The organism is Streptomyces sp. CT34 (assembly GCF_000805335.1).
Taxonomy (GTDB): Bacteria; Actinomycetota; Actinomycetes; order Streptomycetales; family Streptomycetaceae; genus Streptomyces.
Map to the genome: position 1 here is coordinate 5,011,886 of NZ_KN708638.1, position 26,006 is coordinate 5,037,891.

The 26,006-nt window shown below is 71.9% G+C and carries 26 protein-coding genes; 19 read left to right on the forward strand and 7 right to left on the reverse strand.

Annotation, left to right across the window (positions count from 1 at the left end; genetic code table 11):
- The first annotated feature begins 4 nt into the window (after positions 1 to 4).
- On the forward strand, positions 5 to 1,774 hold the full coding sequence (locus RZ84_RS21945) for a cell division protein PerM (protein ID WP_157878879.1): 1,770 nt from the start codon (positions 5 to 7) through the stop codon (positions 1,772 to 1,774).
- A gap of 44 nt (positions 1,775 to 1,818) precedes the next feature.
- Here the strand turns inward: RZ84_RS21945 and RZ84_RS21950 are convergent, their stop codons facing one another.
- Positions 1,819 to 2,757 (reverse strand): hypothetical protein, encoded by a 939-nt coding sequence (locus RZ84_RS21950; RefSeq protein WP_043265717.1) that lies wholly within the window; start codon positions 2,755 to 2,757, stop codon positions 1,819 to 1,821.
- A gap of 270 nt (positions 2,758 to 3,027) precedes the next feature.
- Here RZ84_RS21950 and purN point away from each other — a divergent pair, with 270 nt between their 5' ends.
- A complete protein-coding gene (purN, locus tag RZ84_RS21955) occupies positions 3,028 to 3,672 on the forward strand; it encodes a phosphoribosylglycinamide formyltransferase (protein ID WP_043265718.1) in 645 nt (214 codons plus the stop codon).
- The gene (purH, locus tag RZ84_RS21960) at positions 3,669 to 5,240 is read left to right on the forward strand and encodes a bifunctional phosphoribosylaminoimidazolecarboxamide formyltransferase/IMP cyclohydrolase (RefSeq protein WP_043265719.1); all 1,572 of its coding nucleotides are present in this window, start codon (positions 3,669 to 3,671) and stop codon (positions 5,238 to 5,240) included. The genes purN and purH overlap by 4 nt, the downstream gene beginning before the upstream one ends.
- Before the next feature lie 77 nt (positions 5,241 to 5,317).
- On the opposite strand, the gene RZ84_RS21965 is transcribed toward purH, so the two are convergent.
- Together RZ84_RS21965 and RZ84_RS21970 are read right to left on the reverse strand one after the other, a co-directional pair.
- The gene (locus tag RZ84_RS21965) at positions 5,318 to 5,890 is read right to left on the reverse strand and encodes an integral membrane protein (protein WP_043265720.1); all 573 of its coding nucleotides are present in this window, start codon (positions 5,888 to 5,890) and stop codon (positions 5,318 to 5,320) included.
- A gap of 207 nt (positions 5,891 to 6,097) precedes the next feature.
- A complete protein-coding gene (locus RZ84_RS21970; protein ID WP_043265721.1) occupies positions 6,098 to 6,880 on the reverse strand; it encodes an RDD family protein in 783 nt (260 codons plus the stop codon).
- Between the two features lie 246 nt (positions 6,881 to 7,126).
- Here RZ84_RS21970 and RZ84_RS21975 point away from each other — a divergent pair, with 246 nt between their 5' ends.
- The 7 genes from RZ84_RS21975 to RZ84_RS41540 all read left to right on the forward strand — a co-directional run bounded on the left by RZ84_RS21975 (position 7,127) and on the right by RZ84_RS41540 (position 14,857).
- Complete coding sequence (locus tag RZ84_RS21975; protein WP_043265722.1) at positions 7,127 to 7,996, forward strand: bifunctional methylenetetrahydrofolate dehydrogenase/methenyltetrahydrofolate cyclohydrolase; 870 nt, start codon at positions 7,127 to 7,129, stop codon at positions 7,994 to 7,996.
- A gap of 66 nt (positions 7,997 to 8,062) precedes the next feature.
- Positions 8,063 to 8,491, forward strand: coding sequence for a DUF3017 domain-containing protein (locus RZ84_RS21980; RefSeq protein WP_043265723.1), 429 nt, complete (start codon positions 8,063 to 8,065; stop codon positions 8,489 to 8,491).
- A gap of 138 nt (positions 8,492 to 8,629) precedes the next feature.
- A complete protein-coding gene (locus RZ84_RS21985) occupies positions 8,630 to 9,850 on the forward strand; it encodes an NADP-dependent isocitrate dehydrogenase (protein WP_043265724.1) in 1,221 nt (406 codons plus the stop codon).
- A 450-nt stretch (positions 9,851 to 10,300) separates the two neighbouring features.
- Complete coding sequence (locus RZ84_RS21990; protein WP_043270517.1) at positions 10,301 to 11,290, forward strand: malate dehydrogenase; 990 nt, start codon at positions 10,301 to 10,303, stop codon at positions 11,288 to 11,290.
- A gap of 212 nt (positions 11,291 to 11,502) precedes the next feature.
- On the forward strand, positions 11,503 to 13,395 hold the full coding sequence (locus RZ84_RS21995; protein ID WP_241777807.1) for a hypothetical protein: 1,893 nt from the start codon (positions 11,503 to 11,505) through the stop codon (positions 13,393 to 13,395).
- Complete coding sequence (locus tag RZ84_RS22000; protein ID WP_347232775.1) at positions 13,382 to 13,831, forward strand: hypothetical protein; 450 nt, start codon at positions 13,382 to 13,384, stop codon at positions 13,829 to 13,831. Before RZ84_RS21995 ends, RZ84_RS22000 begins: the two co-directional genes overlap by 14 nt.
- 6 nt (positions 13,832 to 13,837) lie before the next feature.
- A complete protein-coding gene (locus RZ84_RS41540) occupies positions 13,838 to 14,857 on the forward strand; it encodes a hypothetical protein (protein ID WP_043265725.1) in 1,020 nt (339 codons plus the stop codon).
- A gap of 53 nt (positions 14,858 to 14,910) precedes the next feature.
- Here the strand turns inward: RZ84_RS41540 and RZ84_RS22010 are convergent, their stop codons facing one another.
- Together RZ84_RS22010 and RZ84_RS22015 are read right to left on the reverse strand one after the other, a co-directional pair.
- Positions 14,911 to 15,120, reverse strand: a complete 210-nt coding sequence (locus RZ84_RS22010) for a DUF5988 family protein (RefSeq protein WP_043265726.1) — start codon at positions 15,118 to 15,120, stop codon at positions 14,911 to 14,913.
- Between the two features lie 92 nt (positions 15,121 to 15,212).
- Positions 15,213 to 15,998, reverse strand: a complete 786-nt coding sequence (locus tag RZ84_RS22015; protein ID WP_043265727.1) for a hypothetical protein — start codon at positions 15,996 to 15,998, stop codon at positions 15,213 to 15,215.
- Between the two features lie 221 nt (positions 15,999 to 16,219).
- Between RZ84_RS22015 and RZ84_RS22020 the strand changes: the two genes are divergently transcribed.
- From RZ84_RS22020 to RZ84_RS22040, 6 genes are all read left to right on the forward strand, one after another.
- The gene (locus tag RZ84_RS22020) at positions 16,220 to 17,737 is read left to right on the forward strand and encodes an aldehyde dehydrogenase family protein (RefSeq protein WP_043265728.1); all 1,518 of its coding nucleotides are present in this window, start codon (positions 16,220 to 16,222) and stop codon (positions 17,735 to 17,737) included.
- Between the two features lie 71 nt (positions 17,738 to 17,808).
- Positions 17,809 to 19,350 carry a GMC family oxidoreductase gene (locus RZ84_RS22025; protein WP_043265729.1) on the forward strand — a complete coding sequence of 514 codons (1,542 nt, stop codon included), beginning with the start codon at positions 17,809 to 17,811 and terminating at the stop codon, positions 19,348 to 19,350.
- Positions 19,350 to 20,501, forward strand: coding sequence for a quaternary amine ABC transporter ATP-binding protein (locus tag RZ84_RS22030; protein WP_043265730.1), 1,152 nt, complete (start codon positions 19,350 to 19,352; stop codon positions 20,499 to 20,501). Before RZ84_RS22025 ends, RZ84_RS22030 begins: the two co-directional genes overlap by 1 nt.
- Complete coding sequence (locus RZ84_RS39900) at positions 20,501 to 20,671, forward strand: hypothetical protein (protein WP_198540027.1); 171 nt, start codon at positions 20,501 to 20,503, stop codon at positions 20,669 to 20,671. Before RZ84_RS22030 ends, RZ84_RS39900 begins: the two co-directional genes overlap by 1 nt.
- Complete coding sequence (locus RZ84_RS22035; RefSeq protein ID WP_043265731.1) at positions 20,668 to 22,662, forward strand: ABC transporter permease; 1,995 nt, start codon at positions 20,668 to 20,670, stop codon at positions 22,660 to 22,662. The genes RZ84_RS39900 and RZ84_RS22035 overlap by 4 nt, the downstream gene beginning before the upstream one ends.
- Before the next feature lie 2 nt (positions 22,663 to 22,664).
- Complete coding sequence (locus RZ84_RS22040; protein WP_043265732.1) at positions 22,665 to 23,654, forward strand: ABC transporter substrate-binding protein; 990 nt, start codon at positions 22,665 to 22,667, stop codon at positions 23,652 to 23,654.
- 64 nt (positions 23,655 to 23,718) lie between these two features.
- Here RZ84_RS22040 and RZ84_RS22045 read toward each other — a convergent pair whose 3' ends face one another.
- Entirely contained in the window at positions 23,719 to 23,898 is a 180-nt protein-coding gene (locus RZ84_RS22045; protein WP_063772693.1) for a DUF397 domain-containing protein, read from the reverse strand.
- Positions 23,895 to 24,713 (reverse strand): helix-turn-helix domain-containing protein, encoded by an 819-nt coding sequence (locus RZ84_RS22050; RefSeq protein WP_043265734.1) that lies wholly within the window; start codon positions 24,711 to 24,713, stop codon positions 23,895 to 23,897. The genes RZ84_RS22045 and RZ84_RS22050 overlap by 4 nt, the downstream gene beginning before the upstream one ends.
- A gap of 129 nt (positions 24,714 to 24,842) precedes the next feature.
- Between RZ84_RS22050 and RZ84_RS22055 the strand changes: the two genes are divergently transcribed.
- The 3 genes from RZ84_RS22055 to RZ84_RS22060 all read left to right on the forward strand — a co-directional run bounded on the left by RZ84_RS22055 (position 24,843) and on the right by RZ84_RS22060 (position 26,001).
- Positions 24,843 to 25,061, forward strand: coding sequence for a hypothetical protein (locus RZ84_RS22055; protein ID WP_043265735.1), 219 nt, complete (start codon positions 24,843 to 24,845; stop codon positions 25,059 to 25,061).
- Positions 25,062 to 25,238: 177 nt separating this feature from the next.
- Positions 25,239 to 25,496, forward strand: coding sequence for a hypothetical protein (locus RZ84_RS41545; RefSeq protein WP_078894071.1), 258 nt, complete (start codon positions 25,239 to 25,241; stop codon positions 25,494 to 25,496).
- On the forward strand, positions 25,471 to 26,001 hold the full coding sequence (locus RZ84_RS22060) for a DUF6879 family protein (RefSeq protein ID WP_043265736.1): 531 nt from the start codon (positions 25,471 to 25,473) through the stop codon (positions 25,999 to 26,001). The genes RZ84_RS41545 and RZ84_RS22060 overlap by 26 nt, the downstream gene beginning before the upstream one ends.
- Positions 26,002 to 26,006: the final 5 nt, after the last annotated feature.

A 26,006-nucleotide genomic window follows, 5' to 3' on the forward strand; every position in this document is an offset into this window, starting at 1 on the left:
CGGTGTGAGTCAGCCGATCGATCGCGGTCCTGCGTTGTCCTCGCACGGCCGCACCGCCGCACAGCGTTCCTCCGCGATCGGCGCCGCGTTCGTCGGCGGGGTGACCGCCGCCGGCCTCGGCCTCGGGGCCGTCGCGGTCGCCGTCCTGCTCCTCTGGGTCGTCTCCCCGTACCCCGACAGCGGCCCGTCCCGGTCGCTGCACCTCGCCGCCGACCTGTGGTTCATGGCGCACGGCGGCGGTCTCCTCCGCGACGCGGTCCCGGTCGGGGTGCCGCCGCTGCTGCTCGCGGTGCTCCCGGTCTGGCTGCTCCACCGGTCCGCCCGGCACACCCTGGCCACCGCGACCGACGAAGGGGCCGACCCGGTGCCCGGCCCCGACCCGGCGGTCCCGCCGTACACCCTGCTCGGCGCACTGCTCGCCGGATACCTGCTGGTCGCCGCCGGTGCGCTGCTCTACAGCTCGACCGGCCGGCTGTCCGCCGACCCGATCGGCGCGCTGCTCTCCGTCCCGGGCACCGCGGTCGCCACCTTCGCCGGCACCGCCTGGCACACCCTCGGCCGGGGCGCCGCCGCCCTGCTGCCGCCCCGGCTCCGGCGCGCGCTGGCCCCACCGCCCGGCGCCGGCGACCCGCCATCCGGCTCCCGGCTCGCCATCGCCGCCCGGACCGCCGCCACCGTCCTGCGGACCACGGTGCTCCCCGCCGTCGTCCCCGCTCCCCGGACCGCCCTCGCCGCCGTCCGGGCGGGCGCGGCCGCCGCCGTCGCCCTGCTCGCCGCCGGACTCCTGCTCACCGTCCTCGGGCTCGCCCTGCACACCGGCCGGCTCTGCCAGGACCTGCTCCAGTTCGCGCCGGACTGGGTCGGGCGCGGCACGGTGCTGCTGCTCTGCCTCACGCTGCTCCCCAACGCGGCCGTCTGGGGCGCCGCGTACGGGCTGGGGCCCGGCTTCACGCTCGGCGCGGGCAGCGCGATCGGGCCGCTGGGCACCTCCGCACACCCGCCGCTGCCGCCCTTCCCGCTGCTCAGCGGCGTGCCGGACCCGGGCCCGGGGAGGCCGCTGACCTGGGCGGTGGCGGTGGCGCCGGTGGCCGCCGGCGTGGTGCTCGCCCGGTACGCGGCCACGGACGGGCACCGGGGGTGCTGGGCGACGGTGAAGGTCGCGGCCCTGGCGGCGGCGCTCTGCGGTGTGGTGCTCGCGGTGCTGGCCGGGCTCTCCGGCGGTGCGATGGGCAACGGCGCGCTGGCCGCGTTCGGCCCGAGCTGGTGGCTCACGGGCCTGGCGGCGACGGGCTGGACGGCACTCCTCGGCGTACCGGGCGCACTGGTGCTGCGCGCCTGGCACCGGTACACCGACCGCCGCGCCGCGGCCGGCCGGATCAGCCTCCGCCGCTACCTGCCCCGCCCTGCCCTGCCTCGCCTTGCCGTGCCTCGCCTCCGACTCCGCCGCCGGAGGACCTCGGAGGCAGATGCCGTAACGGTCTCCGATGCGGTGCCGGTGTCCGATGAGGGGCTGGTCTCGGACGCCGTAACGGTCTCCGATGAGGTGCCGGTCTCTGACGAGGGCCTGGTCTCGGACGCCGTACCGGCCTCCCATGAGGCACTGGCCTCCGACGAGGGGCCGGTCTCCGACGCCGTACCGGTCTCCCATGAGGGGCCGGTCTCCGACGCCGTAACGGTGTCCGACGGCGTATCGGACTCCGATGCGTTGCCGGTCTCCGATGCGGTACCGGTCTCCGATGCCGTACCGGTCTCCGACGGCGGGCGGGAGCGCTGACGGCGGCCGGCCGGCCCGTCCGGGCCCGACCGACCGGACAGCTCCTAGGGCTGCTGCTGGCTGAGCAGCGGGCGCAGCTGCGGCGGGAGGAGGTTCTCGCAGGACTTGCTGGCCGACTGGGTCAGTGCGTCGTTCACGCAGGAGAAGTAGTCGCGGTAGACGATCTGGACGGTGAAGGTCGCGGCCACCATCATCAGCGCCAGTGAGGCGGTGACCAGGCCGGCGATCGCCGCTGTGGTCTGCGGCCGGGTGGCGCCCGGCGAAGGGGGCGGGCCGGCGGGGGCCGGGCGGCCCTCTATGGCCGCGGTGGCCGCCGCGGCCCGCGTCTTCGCCGGGTCGGGCTTGCCGCGCAGCGCGCTGATGCCCCAGTACAGGGACAGCGAGCCCAGCAGCAGCGCGACCTCGGGCAGGCTGAACAGCACGAAGAAGAACGACCACATGCCGGCGAGGAGGGCGTAGCGCGCCCGGCGCTGGACCGGGTCGGTGGGGTCCCAGCGCAGGCCGCCCGGGGTGCCCGGTCCGCCCTGGCCGCCGCCCTGCGGGCCGCCGCGGCCCGGCCGGCTGCCGAACTCGCCGCTCTGCCGGCCCGGTTGGCGGCTGCTCCACTGGCTGCCCCAGGCCGGGGGTCCGTCCTGCCGCTCCTGGCCGCCGTCGCCATCCCCGTTGCCGTTGCCGTCGCCGCCCCGGTCCTGCCCGTGCCCGGCCGGGGTGCGGGGGCGCCACTCCTGGTCGGGGGCGCCGGCGGGCGGCGGGGCGAAGGGGTTGTCCCGGTTGGGGGCGGGGGACCCCTTGGGGGCGGAGGTGCCGGCGGGGTCGGGCCTACCCGAGGAGGGCGAGTCCGGGGTGGGCGAGTCCGGGGAGGACGACGACTTGCGCTCACGCGGCAGCAGGACCGCGCCGGGGGCGGTGGCGGGCTGGAAGCCCCACCCAGCGGTAGCCGGGGTGGGGCGGAGGAGAGCCGCGCGGCGGCGTCGGTCCGGCATCTGGAGTGCGTCTTCCCCTTGTCTCGGGCGTCCGTCCGGCGGGTCGGCCGGGGGCACGGTCACCATGAACTGCGTGCGTTCTCCCGCCCGACGCTACCTCCCGTGCCCGCCCCCGTCCCGCGGGGGCCGCGCGGTGTGCCGGTATCGTTGCTGACGGTCGGCTCGTTCGTAGGGTTCCCCGTATTCACGCGACCCCTCGCTTTGTGCGACCGTACAACCCCCAGATCGCACCCCAAGACCCGCCTCACGACCGCGAGAAAGACCCCCATCGTGGCCCCCTCCTCCCTCCCCGATCGCCCCGCCCCGGCCCGGATCGTGGTCCTCGTCTCCGGATCGGGCACCAATCTCCAGGCGCTGCTCGACGCCATCGCCGCGCAGGGCGCGGCGCAGTACGGCGCCGAGATCGTGGCCGTGGGCGCCGACCGGACCGGGATCGCCGGTCTGGAGCGTGCCGAGCGGGCCGGGCTGCCGACGTTCGTGTGCCGGGTCAAGGACTACGCGGACCGGGCGGCGTGGGATGCGGCGCTCACCGAGGCGACCGCCGCGCACGCCCCGGACCTGGTGGTCTCGGCCGGCTTCATGAAGATCCTCGGCAAGGAGTTCCTGGCCCGGTTCGGCGGCCGGACGGTCAACACCCACCCGGCGCTGCTGCCCAGCTTTCCCGGTGCCCACGGAGTGCGCGACGCGCTCGCGTACGGCGCGAAGGTCACCGGCTGCACCGTCCACTTCGTCGACGACGGCGTCGACACCGGCCCGATCATCGCGCAGGGCGTGGTCGAGGTCCGGGACGAGGACGATGAATCCGCGCTGCATGAGCGCATCAAGGAAGTCGAGCGAACGCTGCTCGTCGATGTCGTGGGGCGTCTGGCCCGTCACGGCTACCGCATAGAGGGACGAAAGGTACGTATCTCGTGACCGCCACCGAAGGTACGCGGCGCCCCATCCGGCGCGCGCTGGTCAGCGTCTACGACAAGTCCGGGCTGGAGGAGCTGGCCCAGGGGCTGCACGCGGCGGGCGTCCAGCTCGTCTCCACCGGGTCGACGGCCGCGAAGATCGCCGCCACCGGGGTGCCGGTCACCAGGGTCGAGGAGCTCACCGGCTTCCCGGAGTGCCTCGACGGCCGGGTCAAGACCCTGCACCCCAAGGTCCACGCCGGCATCCTCGCCGACCTGCGCCTTGAGGATCACCAGCGGCAGCTGGCCGACCTCGGCGTCGAGCCGTTCGACCTGGTGGTCGTCAACCTCTACCCGTTCCGGGAGACCGTCGCCTCCGGCGCCACCCCCGACGAGTGCGTCGAGCAGATCGACATCGGCGGCCCCTCGATGGTCCGCGCCGCCGCCAAGAACCATCCCTCGGTCGCCGTGGTCACCAGCCCCGAGCGGTACGCCGACGTCCTCGCGGCCGCGCAGGGCGGCGGCTTCGACCTGGCCGCCCGCAAGCGGCTGGCCGCCGAGGCGTTCCAGCACACCGCCGCCTACGACGTGGCCGTCGCCTCCTGGATGACCAACGTCTACGCGCCGGAGGCGGACGGGGCCGGGCTGCCCGAGTTCCTCGGCGGGACCTGGGAGCGCCGCAGCACCCTGCGCTACGGCGAGAACCCGCACCAGGGCGCAGCCCTCTACGTGGACGGCCAGCCGGGCGGCATCGCCAACGCCGAGCAGCTGCACGGCAAGGAGATGTCCTTCAACAACTACGTGGACACCGAGGCCGCCCGCCGCGCCGCCTACGACCACGAGCGGCCCTGCGTCGCGATCATCAAGCACGCCAACCCCTGTGGTATCGCGGTCGGTTCGGACGTCGCCGAGGCGCACCGCAAGGCGCACGCCTGCGACCCGGTCTCGGCGTACGGCGGGGTGGTCGCGGTGAACCGGCCGGTGACCGTCGCGCTCGCCGAGCAGGTCGCGGAGATCTTCACCGAGGTCATCGCGGCCCCGGCGTACGAGGACGGCGCGGTCGAGATCCTGGCCCGCAAGAAGAACATCCGCGTCCTGAAGGTCGACGGCACCCCGCACCAGCCCGGTGACCTCAAGCTGCTGTCGGGCGGCGCGGTGCTCCAGCACACCGACGTCTTCCAGGCCGAGGGCGACGACCCGGCCACCTGGACCCTCGCCACCGGAGAGGCGCTGTCCGCCGACGAGTTGGCGGAGCTGGCGTTCGCCTGGAAGGCGTGCCGCGCGGTGAAGTCCAACGCGATCCTGTTGGCGAAGGACGGCGCGTCGGTGGGCGTCGGCATGGGGCAGGTCAACCGCGTCGACTCCTGCAAGCTCGCCGTCGAGCGCGCGGGCGAGGAGCGGGCGCGCGGCGCGTACGCGGCGTCGGACGCGTTCTTCCCGTTCCCCGACGGCCCGGAGATCCTGATCGCCGCCGGCGTCAGGGCCATTGTCCAGCCGGGCGGTTCGATCCGCGACGAACTGGTCGTCGAGGCCGCGAAGAAGGCCGGCGTGACGATGTACCTCACCGGGACCCGGCACTTCTTCCACTGAGCCGGACCGGTACCGGTACGTACCGAGGGCCGCACCCCTGTCCGGGGTGCGGCCCTCGCCGCGTGCCGCCTCTGCGGTCAGTAACGCGGCCTGTTGAACCAGGCGTTGCCCTCGTCCTTGCTGACGAAGACCACCACCAGGATGCCCAGCACGGTGTGCACCAGGCCGAACGGGAAGGTGGCCAGGCTCACCAGGATGGTGCCGACGCCGAAGACGATGGTGCCGATGCGGACGCCCTTGCCGCCGTTGCCGAACTGCGCGGCGAGGGTGATCGCGGCGGCGGTGAACACCACGATGATCACGATCGCCGCGATCAGCAGGCCCTTGCCGACGTTGAACGCCGACATGTCCGCGTAGGGCGAGGACGAGGCGTCGTGCGACGCCTTGCTGACGCCGCCCAGTCCCAGCACCGCGAGGACCAGGCCGATGAGGTTCAGGCCGGCGAGCACGAACAGCATCGCGCGGGCGCCCTTGACGCCGCCCGGCATCGCCGTCGGGTACTGCGGCTGCATACCGGGCATCGGGCCGCCCGGGTACGCGCCGTACGGCGCCACGGGCTGCTGCGGCTGCATGGGCTGCTGCTGGGGATAGCCGTATCCGGGCTGCTGGCCCGGCGGCGGGCCGTAGGGGTTCGGGTTCGGATAGCTCACGAGCGGTGTCCTTCGGGCGACTTGAGCCGATATCGGCGCTCGGGCGAGCGGATATCGGTGCGTTGACGGGACGGTAGGCCACCGGGCCTCCGTCATGCCCCACCGGGCACGGACCCGGCTCCCAACAGCGCCACGAAGGCCCCCGGTCGCTAGTGCGCGGGGGCCTTCGGTGGGCTGTTCAGGGCGCCGGTGCGGCCCGGTACGGCGTTACTGGGCGCGGACGACCACGGTGCCGGCGACCTTGTCCGCGAAGGTCTGCGCCTTCTCGTCCCACAGCGGCCACAGGTAGCCGATGTAGCAGACGATGCCGTCGAGGAAGTGGCAGATCTTGCGCACGAACGCCATACCGAAGCCGATGGGCTGGCCGGTGGCCTCCTTGACCAGACGGATGCCCAGCGCCTTCTTGCCCGGGGTCTGGCCGGTGCTGCCCTCCTTCACGAGGATGAAGATGGCCGCGACCAGCGCGATGATCGCGGCGAGCACGATGCACAGGATCGCGCCGCCCGGGGTGGCGCTGGACGACGCCGAGTTGGCGGCGTTCTGGTAGCAGGACATGTCGCCGGGCTGGCAGGAGGAGTAGTCCGGGTGGATCGACGTGGCCGCGCTCGCCGACATGCCGATGGCGATGGCGTACAGGATGCCCGGGATCAGGCCCACGATCAGGCCGTCGATCAGGTACGCGCCGACGCGCGCGCCCCAGCTCGCGTACCCCTGGGGCATCCCCGGCATGCCCGGCATCCCCGGCTGACCGTACGGGCCCTGCGGCTGCTGCGGGTAGCCGCCGTACTGCGGCGCGCCCTGCTGCGGCGGGACCTGGCCCTGCTGGGGGTAGCCGTACGGCTGCTGGGGCTGCTGCGGGGCGCCCTGCTGCGGGTAGCCGTAACCCGGTGCGCCGCCCTGCGGCGGGACCGGGGGCTGCTGGCCGTACGGGCCCTGGGGGGCCTGCGGCGGCTGCTGGCCGTACGGGTTGTTCGGGTCGCCGAAGCTCATGTGTTGCTTTCCTCCGTTGGGTGTCAGTGGGGGACGACGCGGCGTGACTCGGAGGAAAAACAGGTGGATTCACTGGCCCGCCCCCGACGATGCCTGCGGCACTGCGCGTCAATCCTTCTAGGTGAGGAATCCCTCTGTCCAGTCAGGGCGGCCGACCTTTGTCCAACCGCAATGATCATTTCCGGACAACTGCCGCCCGCGCGGCCTGATTGGAACACGGGTGCCTCCATCCGGGAGGATGGGGGTATGACTGCCCAGATTCTGGATGGCAAGGCCACCGCCGCCGCGATCAAGTCCGAGCTCACCGACCGCGTCGCGGCGCTGAAGGCCAGCGGCGTACAGCCCGGCCTCGGCACCCTGCTGGTCGGCGACGACCCCGGGAGCCGCTGGTACGTCAACGGCAAGCATCGGGACTGCGCGCAGGTCGGCATCGCCTCGATCCAGCGCGAACTGCCGGAGACCGCCACGCAGGAGGAGATCGAGGCCGTCGTCCGGGAGCTCAACGAGGACCCGGCCTGCACCGGCTACATCGTCCAACTCCCGCTCCCCAAGGGCATCGACGCCAACCGCGTGCTGGAGCTGATGGACCCGGCCAAGGACGCCGACGGGCTGCACCCGATGAGCCTGGGCCGGCTGGTGCTCGGCATCGAGGGGCCGCTGCCGTGCACCCCGTACGGCATCGTCCAGCTGCTGCGCCGGCACGGGGTCGAGATCAAGGGCGCGCACGTGGTGGTGGTCGGCCGGGGCATCACCATCGGCCGCCCGATGCCGCTGGTGCTGACCCGCAAGTCGGAGAACGCCACGGTCACCCAGTGCCACACCGGCACCCGCGACCTGTCCGCGCACCTGCGGCAGGCCGACATCATCGTCGCCGCGGCCGGTGTGCCGCACATCATCAAGCCCGAGGACGTCAAGCCCGGCGCGGCCGTGCTGGACGTCGGCGTCAGCCGGGACGAGAACGGCAAGATCGTCGGCGATGTGCACCCCGGCGTCGCCGAGGTGGCCGGCTGGGTCGCGCCCAACCCGGGCGGCGTCGGCCCGATGACCCGGGCCCAGCTGCTGGTCAACGTCGTCGAGGCGGCCGAGCGCGCCGCCGGCGGCACCGCCCGGCGTTAGTCGGGGGAGAGGTCTGAGAGCCTGTCTACGACACGACCCGGACACGGAAGGGGCTGACCGCCACCCATGGCCGCCGAAGCGCACTCCGAGGGCGCATCCGAGCCGCAGCGCACCTCGCGCCGGTTTCCGCAGGTCACCCGGGACACCGCCCGCCCCGAGGGCGGCGGCCGGGCCGCCTCGGGCGGCTCCCCCGCACCGGCCCGGCAGTGGCCGCTGCTCGCCGTCATGGGCGGTGTGGCGGCCGGGCTGCTGCTGGTCGCGGTCGACGCGTTCCGCATCGGCTCGATCGTGATCGGGCTCTCCCTGCTGGCCGGCGCGGTGCTGCGGTGGGCGCTGCCGTCGGTGGGGATGCTGGCCGTACGGTCCCGCTTCACCGACATGGCGACGTACGGCGTGCTCGGCTTCGTGATCGTGATCCTGGCGCTGATGGTGCAGCCCAAGCCGTGGATCCACATCCCGTTCCTCGACGACATCGTGCACTTCACGGTGCGGTAGCGCAGCGCTGCGGGCACCCGGCCCGGGGTGACCGCGGTACGGCGAGCCGCCCGTGCCGTAGCCGCCCGCGCCCGTGTGACGCGGGTAACTTGGCGACGTCCGGGGGGTGTACCGACCGCGAGAGGGATGTTCCGCCTCATGGCCAAGATCAAGGTTGCCCACCCCGTCGTCGAGCTCGACGGCGACGAGATGACCCGCATCATCTGGTCGTCCATCAGGGACCGGCTGATCCTCCCGTACCTCGACATCGAGCTGAAGTACTTCGACCTGGGCATCGAGCACCGGGACGCGACCAGCGACCAGGTGACCGTCGACGCCGCGCACGCCATCAAGGAGCACGGCGTCGGCGTGAAGTGCGCCACGATCACGCCGGACGAGGCGCGGGTCGAGGAGTTCCACCTCAAGGCGATGTACCGCTCGCCGAACGGCACCATCCGCAACATCCTCGGCGGCGTGATCTTCCGCGAGCCCATCATCATGGAGAACGTGCCGCGGCTGGTCCCGGGCTGGACCGCGCCCATCGTCGTCGGCCGCCACGCCTTCGGCGACCAGTACCGCGCCACCGACCTCAAGGTCCCCGGCGCCGGCACCCTCACCCTGGCCTTCGCCCCGAAGGACGGCGGCGAGCCGATCGAGCTGGAGGTCCACGAATTCCCGGGCCCCGGCGTCGCGCTGGCCATGTACAACCACGACGACTCGATCCGCGACTTCGCGCGGGCCTCGTTCCGCTACGGGCTGGACCGCGGCTACCCCGTCTACATGTCGACGAAGAACACGATCCTGAAGAAGTACGACGGCCGGTTCAAGGACCTCTTCCAGGAGGTCTTCGACAGCGAGTTCCGGACCGAGTTCGACGCCAAGGGGCTGACCTACGAGCACCGGCTGATCGACGACATGGTCGCCATGGCGCTCAAGTCGGCCGGCGGTTACGTCTGGGCCTGCAAGAACTACGACGGCGACGTCCAGTCCGACGTCGTCGCCCAGGGCTTCGGGTCGCTGGGGCTGATGACGTCGGTGCTGATGTCCGCGGACGGGCGGACCATCGAGGCGGAGGCGGCGCACGGCACCGTCACCCGCCACTACCGCCGCCACCAGCAGGGCAAGCCCACCTCCACCAACCCGGTCGCCTCGGTCTTCGCCTGGACCCGCGGGCTCGCCCACCGCGGCCGGCTCGACGACACCCCCGAGGTGGTCCGCTTCGCCAAGGTGCTGGAGCGGGTCTGTGTGGAGACCGTCGAGGGCGGCCAGATGACCAAGGACCTGGCCCTCCTGATCGGCCCGGCGCAGCCCTGGCTGACCACCGAGCAGTTCCTGGACGCCCTGGACGCCGGGCTCCAGAAGGCGATGGCGCCCGTCTGAGGCGCGCGGCCGGCGGCCCGCCGGCTGGCCGGGATTCACCGCTCGGGGCGGTCGGCCCTGCGGAGGGGGATTGCCCGTGCGGATACCGGGCATGCGCTCGAATACCCCCCACGGGTGTGGCACAGGCCGGTGGCCGTCCGCGCTCCCCTCCGAGCGGGCGGCCACCGCACCGCCGCGCGGGACCGGCCGGGGCGCACGCCGAGCCGGGGCGCACGCCGGGCCGGGGGCCTGATGGGCCGGGGGCGCCCGGTGGGATGGCCGGTCCGGGTCCGGTGAGGTGGCCGGTGAGGTGTCCCACACCGGGCCGTCGTCGGCGCCGGGCGGGGGTCCGATAGCCTGACGGCCGGGTCTCTCGATACCAAGAGACCTCGATAGATGGGCAGGGACACCCACCGCCACCCAAGGTGGTCCAGGGGCTTGCCCCCGGAAAACACCGCGCAGGAGATCGCCATGACCCGCACTCCCGTCAATGTCACCGTCACCGGCGCCGCCGGCCAGATCGGTTACGCACTCCTCTTCCGCATCGCTTCCGGTCATCTGCTCGGCGCGGACGTGCCGGTCAAGCTGCGCCTGCTGGAGATCCCGCAGGGCCTGAAGGCCGCCGAGGGCACCGCGATGGAACTCGACGACTGCGCCTTCCCGCTGCTCCGCGGCATCGACATCTCGGACGACCCGAACGTGGCCTTCGAGGGTGCCAACGTCGCGCTCCTGGTCGGCGCCCGCCCGCGTACGAAGGGCATGGAGCGCGGTGACCTCCTGGAGGCCAACGGCGGCATCTTCAAGCCGCAGGGCAAGGCCATCAACGACCACGCCGCGGACGACATCAAGGTCCTGGTCGTCGGCAACCCGGCGAACACCAACGCGCTGATCGCCCAGGCCGCCGCCCCGGACGTACCGCGCGAGCGCTTCACCGCGATGACCCGCCTGGACCACAACCGCGCCGTCTCGCAGCTCGCGCAGAAGACCGGCACCCCGGTCTCCGAGATCCGCCGCCTGACCATCTGGGGCAACCACTCGGCCACCCAGTACCCGGACATCTTCCACGCCGAGGTCGCCGGCAAGAACGCCGCCGAGACCGTCAACGACCAGGCGTGGCTGGCCGACACCTTCATCCCGACCGTCGCCAAGCGCGGTGCGGCGATCATCGAGGCGCGCGGCGCGTCCTCCGCCGCGTCGGCCGCCAACGCCGCCATCGACCACGTCCACACCTGGGTCAACGGCACCGCCGACGGCGACTGGACCTCCATGGGCATCCCGTCGGACGGCTCCTACGGCGTCCCGGAGGGCCTGATCTCGTCCTTCCCGGTCACCACCAAGGACGGCGCCTACGAGATCGTCCAGGGCCTGGAGATCAACGAGTTCTCCCGTGAGCGCATCAACGCCTCGGTCAAGGAGCTGGAGGAGGAGCGCGAGGCCGTCCGCGGTCTCGGCCTCATCTGAGCCGCCCCCGCCGCCCGAACGAGCCCGCACGGTCCCAACGGCCGTGCGGGCTCGGGCGTTTGACGCACGAATCGCGGTGCGCCGAGGGGCGCGCTCCTCTATGCTGCGGCTTCGCTACCACGTACGGGTGAAAGCGGTGCGCTGCCGGAACGGCGCCCGCACACCGGCGCGTTGAGGCGGGTAGTCCGGTACGGCGGTGACGGGGGAGGCCGATGAGCGGTACGGATGTGTCTGCGCAGCCGGGGGAGCCGGAGAAGCCGGAGCAGCCCGGTGGTCCGCCGCGGCTGCGCCAGGGCCCGCCCGAGGAGCCTGCGGGTGCCGTGACGTCCGCCGCCGCCCTGCCGCCGCTCCTGGCCGTCCCGCCGGGCGCCAGCGACACCACCCGCCTGCTGTGCGCGGGGACGTATCTGGACGAGGCGTTCCGGGACGCCGTCATCGACGAGCTGTACGTCCACGAGGAGCGGTTCGCCGCGCCGTCCCTGGGCATCGACGCCGCCCGGGTGCTCGCCCACGCCCTGCGCGCCCGCCGCTCCGAACTGGGCTGGGCGGGGTGGATGTTGCTCGCCTGGATCGTGGCGCTCCCGCTGTCGCGGTGGCTGGCGACGGCCTATGTCGTCCCGCTCGTCCTGCTGGGGCTCGGCCGCTACGTCCGCCGGGTGCCGCTCCCGGAGTGGCTGGCCCGCGGCCTGTCCTTCCTCTTCCGCTGGTACGGCCGCCTCACGCTGACCCTGCTCGTGGTGGGGCTGGCGGTGGTGGCGTTCAGCGGGGACGGCTTCGCGACGGACTTCTGGTCCCCGTTCGCCTGGCTGCTGGACAACCTCTTCTCCGGCTCCTCGGGGTCCGGCTCCCTCGGCGGCGGTTCGGCGGCCGGCGGCTACGCCGGCCTCGGCTCCGCCGCGTCCGGATCCGACCCGTCCGGCTTCGCCGCGCAGTTCCCGGTCTGGGTGGCGCTGCTGCTGCCGCTGCTGTCGGCCGCGCTGGTCGCCCTCCGGCGCGGCCGGTTCGCCCGCGTGCTGGCCCGTGAACTGTCCCGGGAGCGTTTCCCGGACGTGCTGTCCGACCCCGCCGAGCAGTCCGAGGGCATCCGCTTCCAGCGGCTGCGGCACCGCGTCCGGACCGAGCAGCACGGCCCGCTCGTGATGTACCGCGCCGCCAACCCGTTCTGCGGCGCCGGCGAGGCGATCAAGCCCTGGTCGCTCTCGGTGGAGCTGGTCCCCCGGACCGACCGCGTGGCCGAACCGCTCGATAACGGCGCGATCCTGGCCCGGGTCGTCCCGCTGGTGGAGGAGCTGCGCATCCCGTCCGGATCACCGCAGACCGCACCGGCGGTGCGCGACCGGCTGCGCGCCCTGGAGATCGACGAGTGCGTCTTCCTCCCCACCGAGGGGTTGCCGACCCGAGCGGCGGCACCGTACGACCCCGCGGCGTTCGAGGCCCACCGGGCCGCCGCGATCGAGGAGGGCGGCGAGACCCGCCGGCACTTCCTGCGGATCAGGGTCGGCGGCTGGAACGAGGGCGTGGTCACCACGGTCTTCGTGCGGGTCCACACCCAGGGCGGCATGCTGATGCTGGAGGTCGCCCCGCATGTGCTGCTGCCGCTGCGCCAGCTCTTCCAGGACGCCGACCGGATCGCCCACCGCTACCGCCACCACGACCGTTTCGGCACGGCGGTCTGGGCGCTGACCCACACCCCGCGCGCCGCCGGTGAGGCCGTGCTGACCCTGCTGCGCGGACTGCGGACCGCCTGGCGGCTGCTCACCGGCGGCAACGGCGGCGCCCTCCCCGAGGGCCCCGCCGTCTCGGTCCGCGAGCTGGGCTCCTTCGGCGAGGCATCGCTGTTCCAGGACATGGACGTGGCCCGCTATCTGAAGGCCATTCAGGACCGGGTGGCGGCCGGGGTCATCACCGCGCTGCGCGACGCCGGTTACCGCACCGAAGAATTCGAGCAGCGGATCGTCAACGTCGCCGAGGGCGGTGTCTACGTCGAGTCCGCACAGGGCGCCGTGGGCATCGGCGACCACAACACCCTTGTCAGCAACGGCGACAACACCATCCAGCGCGATTCCGCGCCCCAGAAGGGCAGGCCCCAGCGTGGCAACGGCTGACACACCCGGCAACGGCGGCAACCCCGGTAATGGCAGTAACGGCAGTAGCGACGGCCAGGACGGCAACGGCGGCGCCGACCGAGGCATCCACGGGATCCACATCGGCAGCGTTCAGGGCGCCTTCGCCATCGGCAACCACAACACCGTCACCCACCACCAGGGCTCCGCCCTCGCCACCGACCCGGTGCAGCAGGAACTCCTCCAGGCCGTCCGTGCGCTACGCGAGGACCTCGGGCGGCTCGTCGGCAGTCCCGAGATCACCGCCCTGACCTCCCAACTGGCCGACACCGAGGGCGAGATCACCGAAAGCGGCGCCGCCGGCCCCGGCCGCCTGGCCCGGCTGCGCGCCGCCCTGGCCGACGCCGGCTCCGTCGTCGGCCTGCTGTCCTCGGGTGCCTCGGTCGCGCAGGCGGTCAGCGCCCTCCTGGGAGGCTGACCGGCCATGCCCGACAGACCCGCACCGCGCTGGAACCCGGACACCCAGTCCTGGGAGACCGGACCCTCGCGCCCCGTCCGCCCGTATACCGGCCCGCTGCCGCCCCGCCCGACGACCACCCCGTCCGTGGGAGCGCCGTCCGCGGACGGTACGGCGTCCGATGCCGGCGCCGCCCCGCCGCCCGACGTGCCCTGGCCGCCGTTCGCCTCCTCCGGCACCCCGGCCCCGCCGCCGGAAGGCCCCGCGTTCCCGCCCGCACCCGAGGCCCCCTTCCCGCCCTCCCCGCCCTCCCCGCCCTTCCCGCCCGCGTCCGAGGTCCCCTTCCCGCCGTTCCCGCCCGCGCCGGGCGCCGGCCGGCGTACGAAGGCCCTCATCGCCGCCGCGGTGGTGGCCGTCCTGGCGATCGGTGCCGGCGGCGCCTACCTCCTCTGGGGCCGCACCCCGAACCGCCCGCCCGCCGCCCACCCGCCCACCGCCTCCGTCACCAGCACCCCCACGGCACCCGCCACCGGCGGTACCGCACCCGGTATGCCGACCGTCTCGCCCACCACCTCGCCCACCGCCTCCGGCGTCCCGGGCGGCTACCACCTCGTCCACGACGCCAAGGGCTTCACCCTCGCCGTCCCCGACGGCTGGCAGCGCGACGAGCGGTCCACCGGCGTCTTCTACACCTCGGCGGACTCCCGCAACCTGCTCCAGATATTCCAGATCACCGAACCGAACCTCACCCCGCAGCAGGCCCTCCAGCAGGCGTCCCAGGGACTCGCCGGCAACCCCGGCTACCGGCAGCTCAGCCTCGGCCCGCTCTCCGGTCCCCCCGGCCCCAGCGGCGCCCAGCTGGTCTACGCGTACGACAGCGACCGCCTCGGCATCCGCGTCCAGGCCGTCGACACCGCGTTCACCGTCGCCGACGGCCGGCAGTTCGCGGTCCTGGTCCTGGGGCCCGCCGCGGACTGGCCCCGGCAGCAGGAGACCGAGCGCATGGCGCTCCGGTCCTTCGCCCCCACGAGCGCCCCCACAAGCTGATCCGGCGGCCGGTGCGCGGACCGGCCGCCGGGACGGAGCCGCCGGGACAGGCCCTATCCCGGCAGCTCCGTGCGCTCCCACCACTCGTAGACGGGCAGCCGTCCCTCGGCCGTGTCCCACTCCCGCTGCGTGCTCCGGAAGTGCTCGTAGCCACCGCGGTAGGGAACCTTCAGGTCGCCCCCGCCGGGATCCACCTCGACGATCCGCTCCCTGATGCCCTCGGGGCCGCCCTGGAGTACTGCCTTCGGTGCCTTGCTCGCCATGCCCGCAGTGTCTCGCGCCCCTCGTACCCGCCCCCGACGGCTCGCCGGGCGTTACCCGAGCAGCCCTGGGGGCGGGGTCGGTCGCTGCGGAATCAGACGCTCTGGACGGGGCCCTCCAGTACCGAGATGTCGGTGGTGGCGCCGGGATCGGGAGTGCGGGAGGGGACCGGCCGGTCGTAGTCGCCGAGCTGGATGGTGCCGGTCTCGCCGTCGATCTCGGTGACCAGCTTCCGCGGGTAGTGCCGGCCCTCGATGGCGACGTAGACGGTCTGGGCGGCGCCGCCGCCCTTCTTGGTGACCGGGAGGACGCGGGTCCCCTCCTCGGTGGTCGGCCTGCCCTTGGTGAGGGTGAACGAGGGCGACGGGGAGTCGGGAGGGGAGGAGGTGTCGGGGGCGGCGAGCTGCCGCTGGAAGCCGCGCAGGTCGCAGGCGGCGGTCAGGCGCTGGAGGAAGTCGTCGTCGGTGGTGCCGTGCAGGAAGCGGCCCTGGTAGGCGCGGGCGTCGGCGCTGCCCTCCTCGCCGGGGAACTGGCTCTTCCAGAAGGCGGCGTCGGGTTTCATCCAGACGTCCTTGCCGCGCTTGACCAGGTCGACCCGGCCGAGCGGGCCCTTGCTGATGTGCCCGGCGCAGTTGCCGTCGCGGTCCAGGGTGAGATCGAGCCGGGTGGGGTCGGTGCTGGTCGCGCTGCGCAGGCGCAGGGACTTCGCGGCGAGGAGCTCGTGCACGGCGTCGTCGGAGATCTGCTGGGCCGTCCGGTTCGCGAGGTCGCCCTCGCCGCCGGTGTCGTCGGCCGCTGCCGTGGCGCCGCCGGTGACGGTCGCGGCGACGAGGGCCGTGCCGCAGGTCAGGGCGGTGAGGGTGCGGCGGGTGCCGGTCATGTCGCTACCTCCGGTCCCGAGGGGCCCCGTGAGGGCATACGGCTATTCAGGGTACGTTCCGGACTAATCGGGCGCATATGGAGCGGCCCGCGTGACTCGGGTCACTTTCCGTGCATGTTTGGGCATAGGCCGAGGGGTTTCGGGGAGGGGTTCCTGTTGCTGGCTGAACCCCTGGGGGCAGCGGCGAAAACGCAACGGTAAGTGGAAGGCAGAAGATCGACGTGTCGGCAACCGAGACAAACGCGACCATTCACGTAGGCGGGGAGTGGCTGACGGCCGCGTCCGGTGCCACGCGGGAGGTCCTGGACCCCGCCGACGCGACGACGCTCCAGCTGGTGGCCGAGGGGGGTGCCGAGGACGCCGACGCGGCGGTCGCGGCGGCCGAGCGGGCCTTCGACGGTGGCGCCGGGGTCTGGCCGCGTACCGCGGTGGCCGAGCGGGCCGCTTTGCTGCGCCGGGTCGCCGACCTGCTCCAGCGCGACCGCGAGGAGATCGCGCTGATCGAGAGCCGGGACACCGGCAAGACGCTGGAGGAGGGGCGGGTCGACGTCGACGACGTGACCAACGCCTTCCGCTACTTCGCCGACCTCGTGATGAACGAGAGCGGCGGCCGGGTGGTCGACGCCGGGTCGGCGGATGTGCACAGCGTCGTGGTGCACGAGCCGGTCGGCGTCTGCGCGCTGATCACGCCGTGGAACTACCCGCTGCTCCAGGCCAGTTGGAAGATCGCGCCGGCGCTGGCGGCCGGCAACACCTTTGTGATCAAGCCCAGTGAGGTCACCCCGCTGTCGACCGTCCACCTGGTCCGGCTGCTGATCGAGGCGGGGCTCCCGGACGGCGTCGCCAACATCGTCACCGGGGCCGGGCTGCCGGTCGGGCAGCGGCTCGCCGAACACCCCGACGTGGACCTGTTCTCGTTCACCGGCGGGCTGGTCAGCGGCACGAAGGCGGGCGCGGCGGCGGTCTCCGGCGCCAAGAAGATCGCGCTGGAGCTGGGCGGCAAGAACCCGAACGTGGTCTTCGCCGACGCCTGCGCCACCGACGAGGGCTTCGACACCGCCGTCGACCAGGCGCTGAACGCGGCGTTCATCCACAGCGGGCAGGTCTGCTCGGCCGGCGCCCGGCTGATCATCGAGGAGTCCGTACGGGACCGCTTCGTCGCCGAACTGGCCCGCCGCGCCGAGAAGATCAAGCTGGGCCGCGGCACCGCCGAGGGCGTCGAGTGCGGCCCGCTCGTCTCGCAGCAGCAGCTGGAGAAGGTCGAGGCGTACGTCGCCTCGGCGCTGGCCGAGGGTGCCTCGCTGCGCTGCGGCGGCGCCCGCCCCGAGCCGAGCGACGTCCGCCCGGCCGGCGGCTACTTCTACGCGCCGACCGTGCTCGACGGCTGCCACCGCGAGATGCGGGTGGTCCGCGAGGAGACGTTCGGCCCGATCCTGACCGTGGAGACCTTCACCACCGAGGACGAGGCCGTCGCGCTCGCCAACGACACCGAATACGGGCTGGCCGGCGCGGTCTTCTCCGCCGACACCGCGCGCGCCCGCCGGGTCGCCGCCCGGCTGCGGCACGGCACCGTATGGATCAACGACTACCACCCCTACCTGCCGCAGGCGGAGTGGGGCGGCTTCGGCAAGTCCGGTATCGGAAGGGAGCTGGGCCCCGCCGGCCTCGACGAGTACCGCGAGAGCAAGCACATCTACGAAAACCTCCGGCCGGAGCCGGTGCGCTGGTTCGCGGGCTGACCCCCGTACGTCCCCGGCAGCCCCTCAACTCCCGGATCACGCGCACCTCTTGCAGTAAGGAGCACCCCTCAATGCCCGTGTACGACTATGTCGTCGTCGGCGGTGGCACCGCCGGTTCCGTCATCGCCTCCCGCCTCACCGAGGACCCCGACGTCACCGTCGCGGTGATCGAGGGCGGCCCGTCCGACATCGACCGCGACGACGTCCTGACGCTGCGCAAGTGGCTCGGCCTGCTCGGCGGCGAGCTGGACTACGAGTACACGACCACCGAGCAGCCCCGCGGCAACTCGCACATCCTGCACAGCCGCGCCAAGGTCCTCGGCGGCTGCTCGTCGCACAACACCCTGATCTCCTTCAAGCCGCTGCCGTCCGACTGGGACGAGTGGGAGGCGGCCGGCGCCACCGGCTGGGGCGCCAAGGACATGGACCCCTACTTCGGCAAGCTGCGCAACAACATCGTGCGGGTGGCGAAGAAGGACCAGAACCAGATCGCCACCGACTGGATCGAGGCCACCAGGACCGCCCTCGGCGTCCCCGAGGTCGTCGGCTTCAACGACAAGCCCTTCGAGGACGGCGTCGGCTTCTTCGACCTCTCCTACCACCCGGAGAACAACAAGCGGTCCTCCGCCTCCGTCGCCTATCTCCACCCGCACATGGAGGCCGGCGACCGGCCCAACCTCACGCTGCTGCTGGAGACCTGGGCGCACAAGCTGGAGCTGGAGGGCACCCGGGCGCGCGGCGTCCACGTCCGCACGAAGGACGGCCAGGAGGTGTACGTCGAGGCCGCGCGCGAGGTGCTGGTGTGCGCGGGCGCGGTGGACACCCCGCGGCTGCTGATGCACTCCGGCATCGGCCCCAGGAAGGACCTGGAGGCGCTGGGCATCGAGTGCGTACTGGACCTGCCGGGCGTCGGGGAGAACCTGATCGACCACCCGGAGTCGGTGATCGTGTGGGAGACCAACGGGCCGATCCCGGGGAACTCCGCGATGGACTCGGACGCCGGGCTGTTCGTCAAGCGGGACCCGCAGCACAAGGGCCCGGACCTGATGTTCCACTTCTACCAGATCCCGTTCACCGACAATCCCGAGCGGCTGGGCTACGAGCGCCCCGAGCACGGTGTGTCGATGACCCCCAACATCCCCAAGTCCCGTGCCCGCGGCCGGCTCTACCTCACCTCCGCGGACCCCGAGGTCAAGCCCGCGCTGGACTTCCGGTACTTCGAGGACGAGGACGACTACGACGGGCGGACCCTTGTCGACGGCATCAAGCTGGCCCGCAAGGTCGCCGAGGCCGAGCCGTTCGCCAAGTGGCTCAAGCGGGAGGTCTTCCCCGGTCCCGAGGTGACCGACGACGCGGAGATCAGCGAGCTGGTGCGCAAGGCCGCGCACACCGTCTACCACCCGGCGGGCACCTGCAAGATGGGCGCCGCCGACGACGAACTCGCCGTTGTTGACCCGGAGTTGAGGATCCGGGGACTTGACGGCATCCGGATCGCCGACGCCTCGGTCTTCCCGACGATGCCCGCGGTCAATCCGATGATTGGCGTGCTCATGGTGGGGGAGAAGTGCGCCCAACTGCTTCATGCGACCCCGACCCAAGGAGGTGATGCGTGATGGCCAGCAGCACCTCCGCCGGCGCATCCGACGTGCCCAACCCCCGTAAGAACGACGACAACGGGACCGCGGCGGACGGCGGGCCGGACGAGCGGCCCGTGGTGTTCTCCGTGCGGAACCTGTGGAAGGTCTTCGGGCCGAAGGCGGACCGCATTCCGGACGACGCCGAGGTCGCCGGGCTGAGCGCCCAGGAGCTGCGCGAGAAGACCGGCTGCACCGCCGCCGTCCGCGATGTCTCCTTCGACGTGCACAAGGGCGAGGTCTTCGTCGTCATGGGGCTCTCCGGCTCCGGCAAGTCCACCCTCGTACGGTGCCTGACCCGGCTGATCGAACCGACCAGCGGCACCCTGGAGATGGACGGCGAGGACGTCCGCTCCATGGACCGCGGTGCGCTGCGCGAACTGCGCCGCCGCCGGGCCGCCATGGTCTTCCAGCACTTCGGCCTGCTGCCGCACCGCACCGTCGTCGACAACGTCGCCTACGGGCTGGAGATCCAGGGCATGGGCAAGGCGGAGCGCCGCGAGCGGGCCGCCGAGATGGTCGACAAGGTCGGCCTCGCCGGACTGGAGAAGCGCCGCCCCGGCCAGCTCTCCGGCGGCCAGCAGCAGCGCGTCGGGCTCGCCCGCGCGCTCGCCGTGGACCCCGAAGTCCTGCTGTTCGACGAGCCGTTCAGCGCGCTCGACCCGCTCATCCGGCGCGACATGCAGGAGGAGGTCTGCCGCCTGCACCGCGAGGAGGGGCGGACCATGGTCTTCATCACCCACGACCTCGCCGAGGCGCTGCGGGTCGGCGACCGGATCGCGCTGATGCGCGACGGTCAGATCGTCCAGCTCGGCACCCCCGAGGAGATCGTCGGCTCGCCGGCCGACGACTACGTCCGCGACTTCGTCCGGGACGTCCCGCGCGAGCAGGTGCTGACCGTGCGCCGCGCGATGCGCCCCGCCGAGGACGGCGAGGCAGGCGAGGGCCCGGCGCTCGCCCCCGACACGCTGATCTCCGACGCCATCGAGGCGGTCGCCCGCACCGGCGGCCCGGTCCGCGTGGTGGACGGCGCCCGCTGTCTCGGCATCGTCGACCACGCCTGTCTGCTGAACGTCGTCGCCCGCCTCCAGGGCCCGCAGCACGACGAGCACGGTGAGGTGGCCGCCTGATGTACGCCGCAGCCCCCTACCGCGGCGCCGTCCGCGCCGTCACCCCCCGCGCCCCCGCCGCCGGCCGCCGCGCCCGGCTGCGCGCCGCCCTGCTGCGCCACTGGCGCGAGGCCCGGCGTGCCGCCGCGATGAACGTGCCGGCCGGCACCGTGAAGCGGGGGCGGGCATGAGTACCGCAGCACCCACCACACCCGGGGCGCCGGTCGCCGCCGGGCGGACCGGCCCGGTGCAGACCCTGCTGCGCCGCCGCGGCCTCGCCAAGCTCCTGCTGCTCGCCGTCGCCGCGGCGGTCCTGATCCCGCTCGTCCAGGCGAAGTGGTCCGGCGCCGCCTGGCCCGGCGCGCTGACCGTCGACCTCTCGGGACCGCTCGGCAAGACCAGCGACTGGATCATCAACAACCGTGACAGCCACTGGCTGTTCGTGTACTTCCTCGGCCACCTCAGCAACGCCGTGGTGATCTCGGTACGCGCCGTCTACCTGCTGCTGCTCGCACTGGGCTGGACCGGCGTGACCGCCGGTCTGACGCTGCTGGCCTGGCGGGTCGCGGGCCTGCGGATCGCCGCCACCGCGCTGATCTCCTTCCTGGTCAGCGGGTTGCTCGGGATGTGGATCCCGACCATGCAGACGCTCGCCCTGATGATCGTGGCGGTCGCCGCCTCGGTGGCCGTCGGCGCGCTGCTCGGCCTCGCCGCCGGCCTCTCCGACCGCCTCTTCCGCATCCTGCGCCCGGTCCTCGACACCATGCAGGTACTCCCCGCCTTCGCCTACCTGCTCCCCGTCGTGCTGGTCTTCGGCATCGGCGTACCCGCCGCGCTGCTGGCCACCGTCATCTACGCGGCGCCGCCGATGGCGCGGCTGACCGCGCTCGGGCTGCGCGGCGCGGACGCCGGCGTGCTGGAGGCCGTCTCCTCGCTCGGCGCCACCGGACGCCAGCGGCTGCTCACCGCCCGGCTCCCGCTGGCCCGCAAGGAGCTGCTGCTCGGCGTCAACCAGGCCATCATGATGGCGCTGTCCATGGTCGTGATCGCCTCGATGATCGGCGCGGCCGGCCTCGGCGACCGCGTCTACCAGGCGCTGGCCTCGGTGGACGTCGGCTCCGCGCTCGCCGCCGCCATCCCGATCGTGCTGCTGGCCATCGTCATGGACCGCACCACCGCGGCGGCCGGCGAACGCCTGGGCGCCAACACCGGTGCCACCGGCCCCTCGTGGCTGCGCGGCTGGCCCGCCTGGGCCGGGATCGCGGTGCTCACCGCCGCCTTCGCGCTCGGCGGCCGGCTGGCCGGCTCGGCGGGCTGGCCGTCCGGTGCGACGGTGGCCATCGCCCGCCCGGTCAACGACTTCAAGGAGTGGATGGTCGGCCACCTCTACTCCGGCGTCCCCGTCGTCGGCGGCACCGCCGACTGGGCCGCGCACTTCACCAACTGGGTGCTCAACCCGTTGCGTGACGGCCTGACCGCACTGCCCTGGTACGGCGTACTGCTCATCGTCGCCGCGCTGGCCTGGCTCATCGGCACCTGGCGCACCGCGCTGACCGCCGTCCTCGCGATGGCCGCCATCGGCGTCCTGGGCGTGTGGAACCCGTCCATGGACACCCTCTCCCAGGTCCTCGCCGCCCTGGTGGCGACCCTGGTGCTGGGCTTCGGCATCGGCATCCTGGCCGCCGGCAGCAAGCGCTTCGAGGCGCTGCTGCGCCCGGTCCTGGACGTGATGCAGACGATGCCGCAGTTCGTCTACCTCATCCCGGTCGTGGCGCTGTTCGCCGTGGGCCGCGCCCCGGCCGTCGCCGCCGCCGTGGTCTACGCCCTGCCGGCCGTCATCCGCATCACCACCCAGGGCCTGCGCCAGGTCGACCCGGCCGCCGTGGAGTCCGCGCGGTCGCTCGGCGCCACCCGCCGGCAGATCCTCCGGCAGGTCCAACTCCCGCTGGCCCGGCCCGCGTTGCTGCTGGCCGTGAACCAGGGCGTGGTGCTCGTCCTCGCCGTCGTCATCATCGGCGGCCTGGTCGGCGGCGGCGCCCTCGGCTACAACGTCGTCACCGGCCTCGCCACCGGCAACCTGGCCCTCGGCCTGGTCGCGGGCGTCGCCATCGTCTGCCTGGGCCTGATGCTCGACCGGGTCTCCCAGCCGACGGAACGCCGGACGACCGGGAAGGGAGCCTGACCATGACCCGTACCCGTATCAAGCTCGTGACCACCTCGGTGGCGACGGCCGGGGCCCTGCTCCTGGCCCTGTCCGCCTGCGGCAAGGCCGACATGACCAAGCAGACGTCGCCGTTCGCGGCGGCCAAGGGCTCCAAGTCCGTCACGCTGTCCGTGCAGACCTGGGTCGGCGCCCAGGCCAATGTCGCGGTCGCGAAGTACCTCCTGGAACACGAACTGGGCTACCACGTCGACACCGTTCAGGTGGACGAGATCCCCGCCTGGGACGCGCTCAGCCAGGGCCGGGTCGACGCGATCCTGGAGGACTGGGGCCACCCCGACCAGGAGAAGCGCTACGTCCAGGACAAGAAGACGATCACGGCGGCCGGCGGCAACGGCGTCACCGGCCACATCGGCTGGTGGGTCCCCAAGTACTGGGCCGACGCCCACCCCGACGTCCTCAACTGGAAGAACCTCAACAAGTACGCCGACCAGCTCCGCACGTCGGAGAGCGGCAGCAAGGGCCAGCTGATGGACGGCTCGCCGTCCTATGTCACCAACGACAAGGCGCTGGTGAAGAACCTGGGGCTCGACTACCAGGTGGTCTTCGCCGGTTCGGAAGCGGCGCAGATCACCCAGATCCAGCAGTTCGCCAAGCAGAAGAAGCCCTTCCTGACGTACTGGTACGAGCCCCAGTGGCTGTTCAACGAGGTGCCGATGGTGGAGGTCAAACTCCCTCCGTACACCGACGCCTGCGCGGCGAAGGGCGCCAAGGACCCGCAGTCCATCGACTGCGCGTATCCGACCACGCCCCTCCAGAAGTACTTCAACACCGATTTCGCCAAGAGCGGCAGCTCCGCGGCGGCGTTCCTGAAGAACTTCAGCTGGGACAAGAAGGACCAGAACGAGGTCTCCGAGATGATCGCCTCGAACGGCCTCTCCGCCGACGAGGCGGCCAAGCGCTGGGTGCACGAGCACCCGGACATGTGGAAGCGGTGGCTGCCGAAGAAGTAGCTACGCGCCGGAAGACGCGGTGAGTGCTCGGGCGGGGACGTCGTGGACGGTCCCGCCCGAGCACTCACTCGGTCACGGTGCCGATGAACGCGGACCAGGCGGAGCGCGTCACCGCGACGACGGGGCTCGGGTTCAGCTTGGTGTCCCGGACGAGGACGCGGGGCTGGTTGTCGGCGATCTCGACGCAGTCGTTGGTGTTGCCGCTGCTGTAGGAGGACTTGTGCCAGTTGGGTATCTCGCTCACTTGGACCTCTTCAATGCTTCGTTGAACTTGTCCGTGGATGCCTCAGCCGTCAACGAGCGGGCAGCGTATCGATCATAGACGCGTTGGTACTTGATGACCTCTGCGATGTCTTCGGAGTAGTTACCCGTATAGAAACCCTCCGTATACGCACCCCTGATTCCGGAGGGAAGGGTCAGGATCGCGATGATCCCGTTGACGGGCCCGGAGCCGAACGGAAGTACCTGGATGGTGATGTTCGGCCTCTCCTGCACCTCCAACAGCCTTTCCAGTTGGGCAGTTGACGCATGGCACAGGGCAGCCTCGTCGATGACGCCAGACATCCATGGCGGATGCTCTCGGTCCCACACCTTCTGTCGCGCCATACGTTGTTCAACGTAGGAGTCAATGCCTGTGGGATCGCCGGCCTGTCCAGCCAGCATCAACTCGCGGGCGTAGTCCGGAGTCTGCAGCAAACCAGGAACGATGCTCCCCGCGGTGTGGATCATCCGAGCCTTCTCCTGACGCATCAGGTACGGCTTCGCGTAGTCCCGCACGGTCTGCTGCTCCAGGATGCGTACCAAGTTGGTGAGGGAGTCCCGGGGCAGATCGAGCGCGGTCTCCAACTTGCCCGCCAAGTCCCTGTCCGGCGGCACGTCCCCGGTCTCCACCTCGGAGATGCGCGTCTGACTCACGAACACCCGCCTGGCAAGGTACGACTGGGTCCAGTCATGGCCCTCGGCCTTGGCCCTGGCCTTGTCCACCCGGGCATCCCTGACGACGTTGCCGATGTACTGCTCGATCCCCTCCCCGGGGTCCACTTCCCTGATCCTCGGCATATGCCCGCCACCTCGATCGCGCTCCGGTACTCAACCACTGGTGACCATAGACCCATTGAAGCAGGGTGGTTGCCGACAGTGAGCAAGTGAGCAAGTGGGCAATTGAGCAGGTAGAGAGGGAGAACCGCGATGGCAGGCAGTGGAGTTCGGGCGGCGGACGAGGAAGCGGACGTCATGTGCGGGCGGTTGCACGAGGCCCTTCGGGGTGCGGGGTTCAACGTCGAGCCGCCGCTCGTCGCGACCGTCAGTACGACTCGTGGAGTGATGGTCGACAAGATCGTGCCCCCGCTCCTCCTGCCCCATCAGGCCGAACGACTGTGCAAGCTCCTGGAGGCGGGCCGGCGATGAGCGGCAAGAAGCCGGCGGGCGACCCCGGGGACCTCAGCGAGAAGGTCAGGAAGGTCAACGGCGACACCGCCAGGAGGCCCAGGTGACCAGCCGCAGACCACGCCCCCTTGACGGCCTACCCCCGCAGGGGCAACGCTCGTGCAAGCTGGCGTAAGCCACTCGACACCGGAGGCGATCATGGCACTACGGTTCATCGGCATTGATCCAGAGTCGGGGCAGCACGGCTCACCCACCGTCTGGGTGGACGAGAACAAACGAGAGTTTGTGTTCCAGGGCCTGAAGCCGGAAGCGGAGCTTGAGACGGAGTGCGCGGCGTTCGAGGTTCCAGGGCACGTGCCGGGCATCCCGCCCCACGAAGCCGTGGTCCGGGTTCCATTCCGTATGGCACCGATGTTGAGGGAGGCATGTAATGCCGCAGAGCGAGCCGGACTTTAACGCGCTGCTGGAATCAGCAAAGCACTCGATCGTCCATCTGGAGATGCGCGATGTCTACGGCCTGGGGGATGAGTCCGAGGACTTCGAAACCTGGCAGCGCACGGGGCAACGGGACGTTGACCCCACATCGGGCTACTGGACGCCATGGGTCGATTTGATTCGACATACGGTTGCCCGGGGCGTGGTGGTGCGCCGAGCCCGGATCATCTCGGAGCCGGTGACCGACTACATCCGCTACGAGCACGCCGGCACGAGCGTCAACATCCACGCAGGGGAGCAAGTCCGATGGCTTCCCAGGCGGCAGGCGTCGGACATCGCGCTGCCGGGAAACGACTGCTGGGTGTTCGACGGTGAGACCGTCCTCTTCAACCACTTCTCTGGCGATGGAAATTGGGCACAACCAAACTGGGAGGTGTGCACCGAACCTGCCGTGGCCCAACTGGCATCTGCAGCTTTCGAAGCTGTATGGGATCGCGGTATCCCGCATGAGGAGTACAAGGTCTGATCACC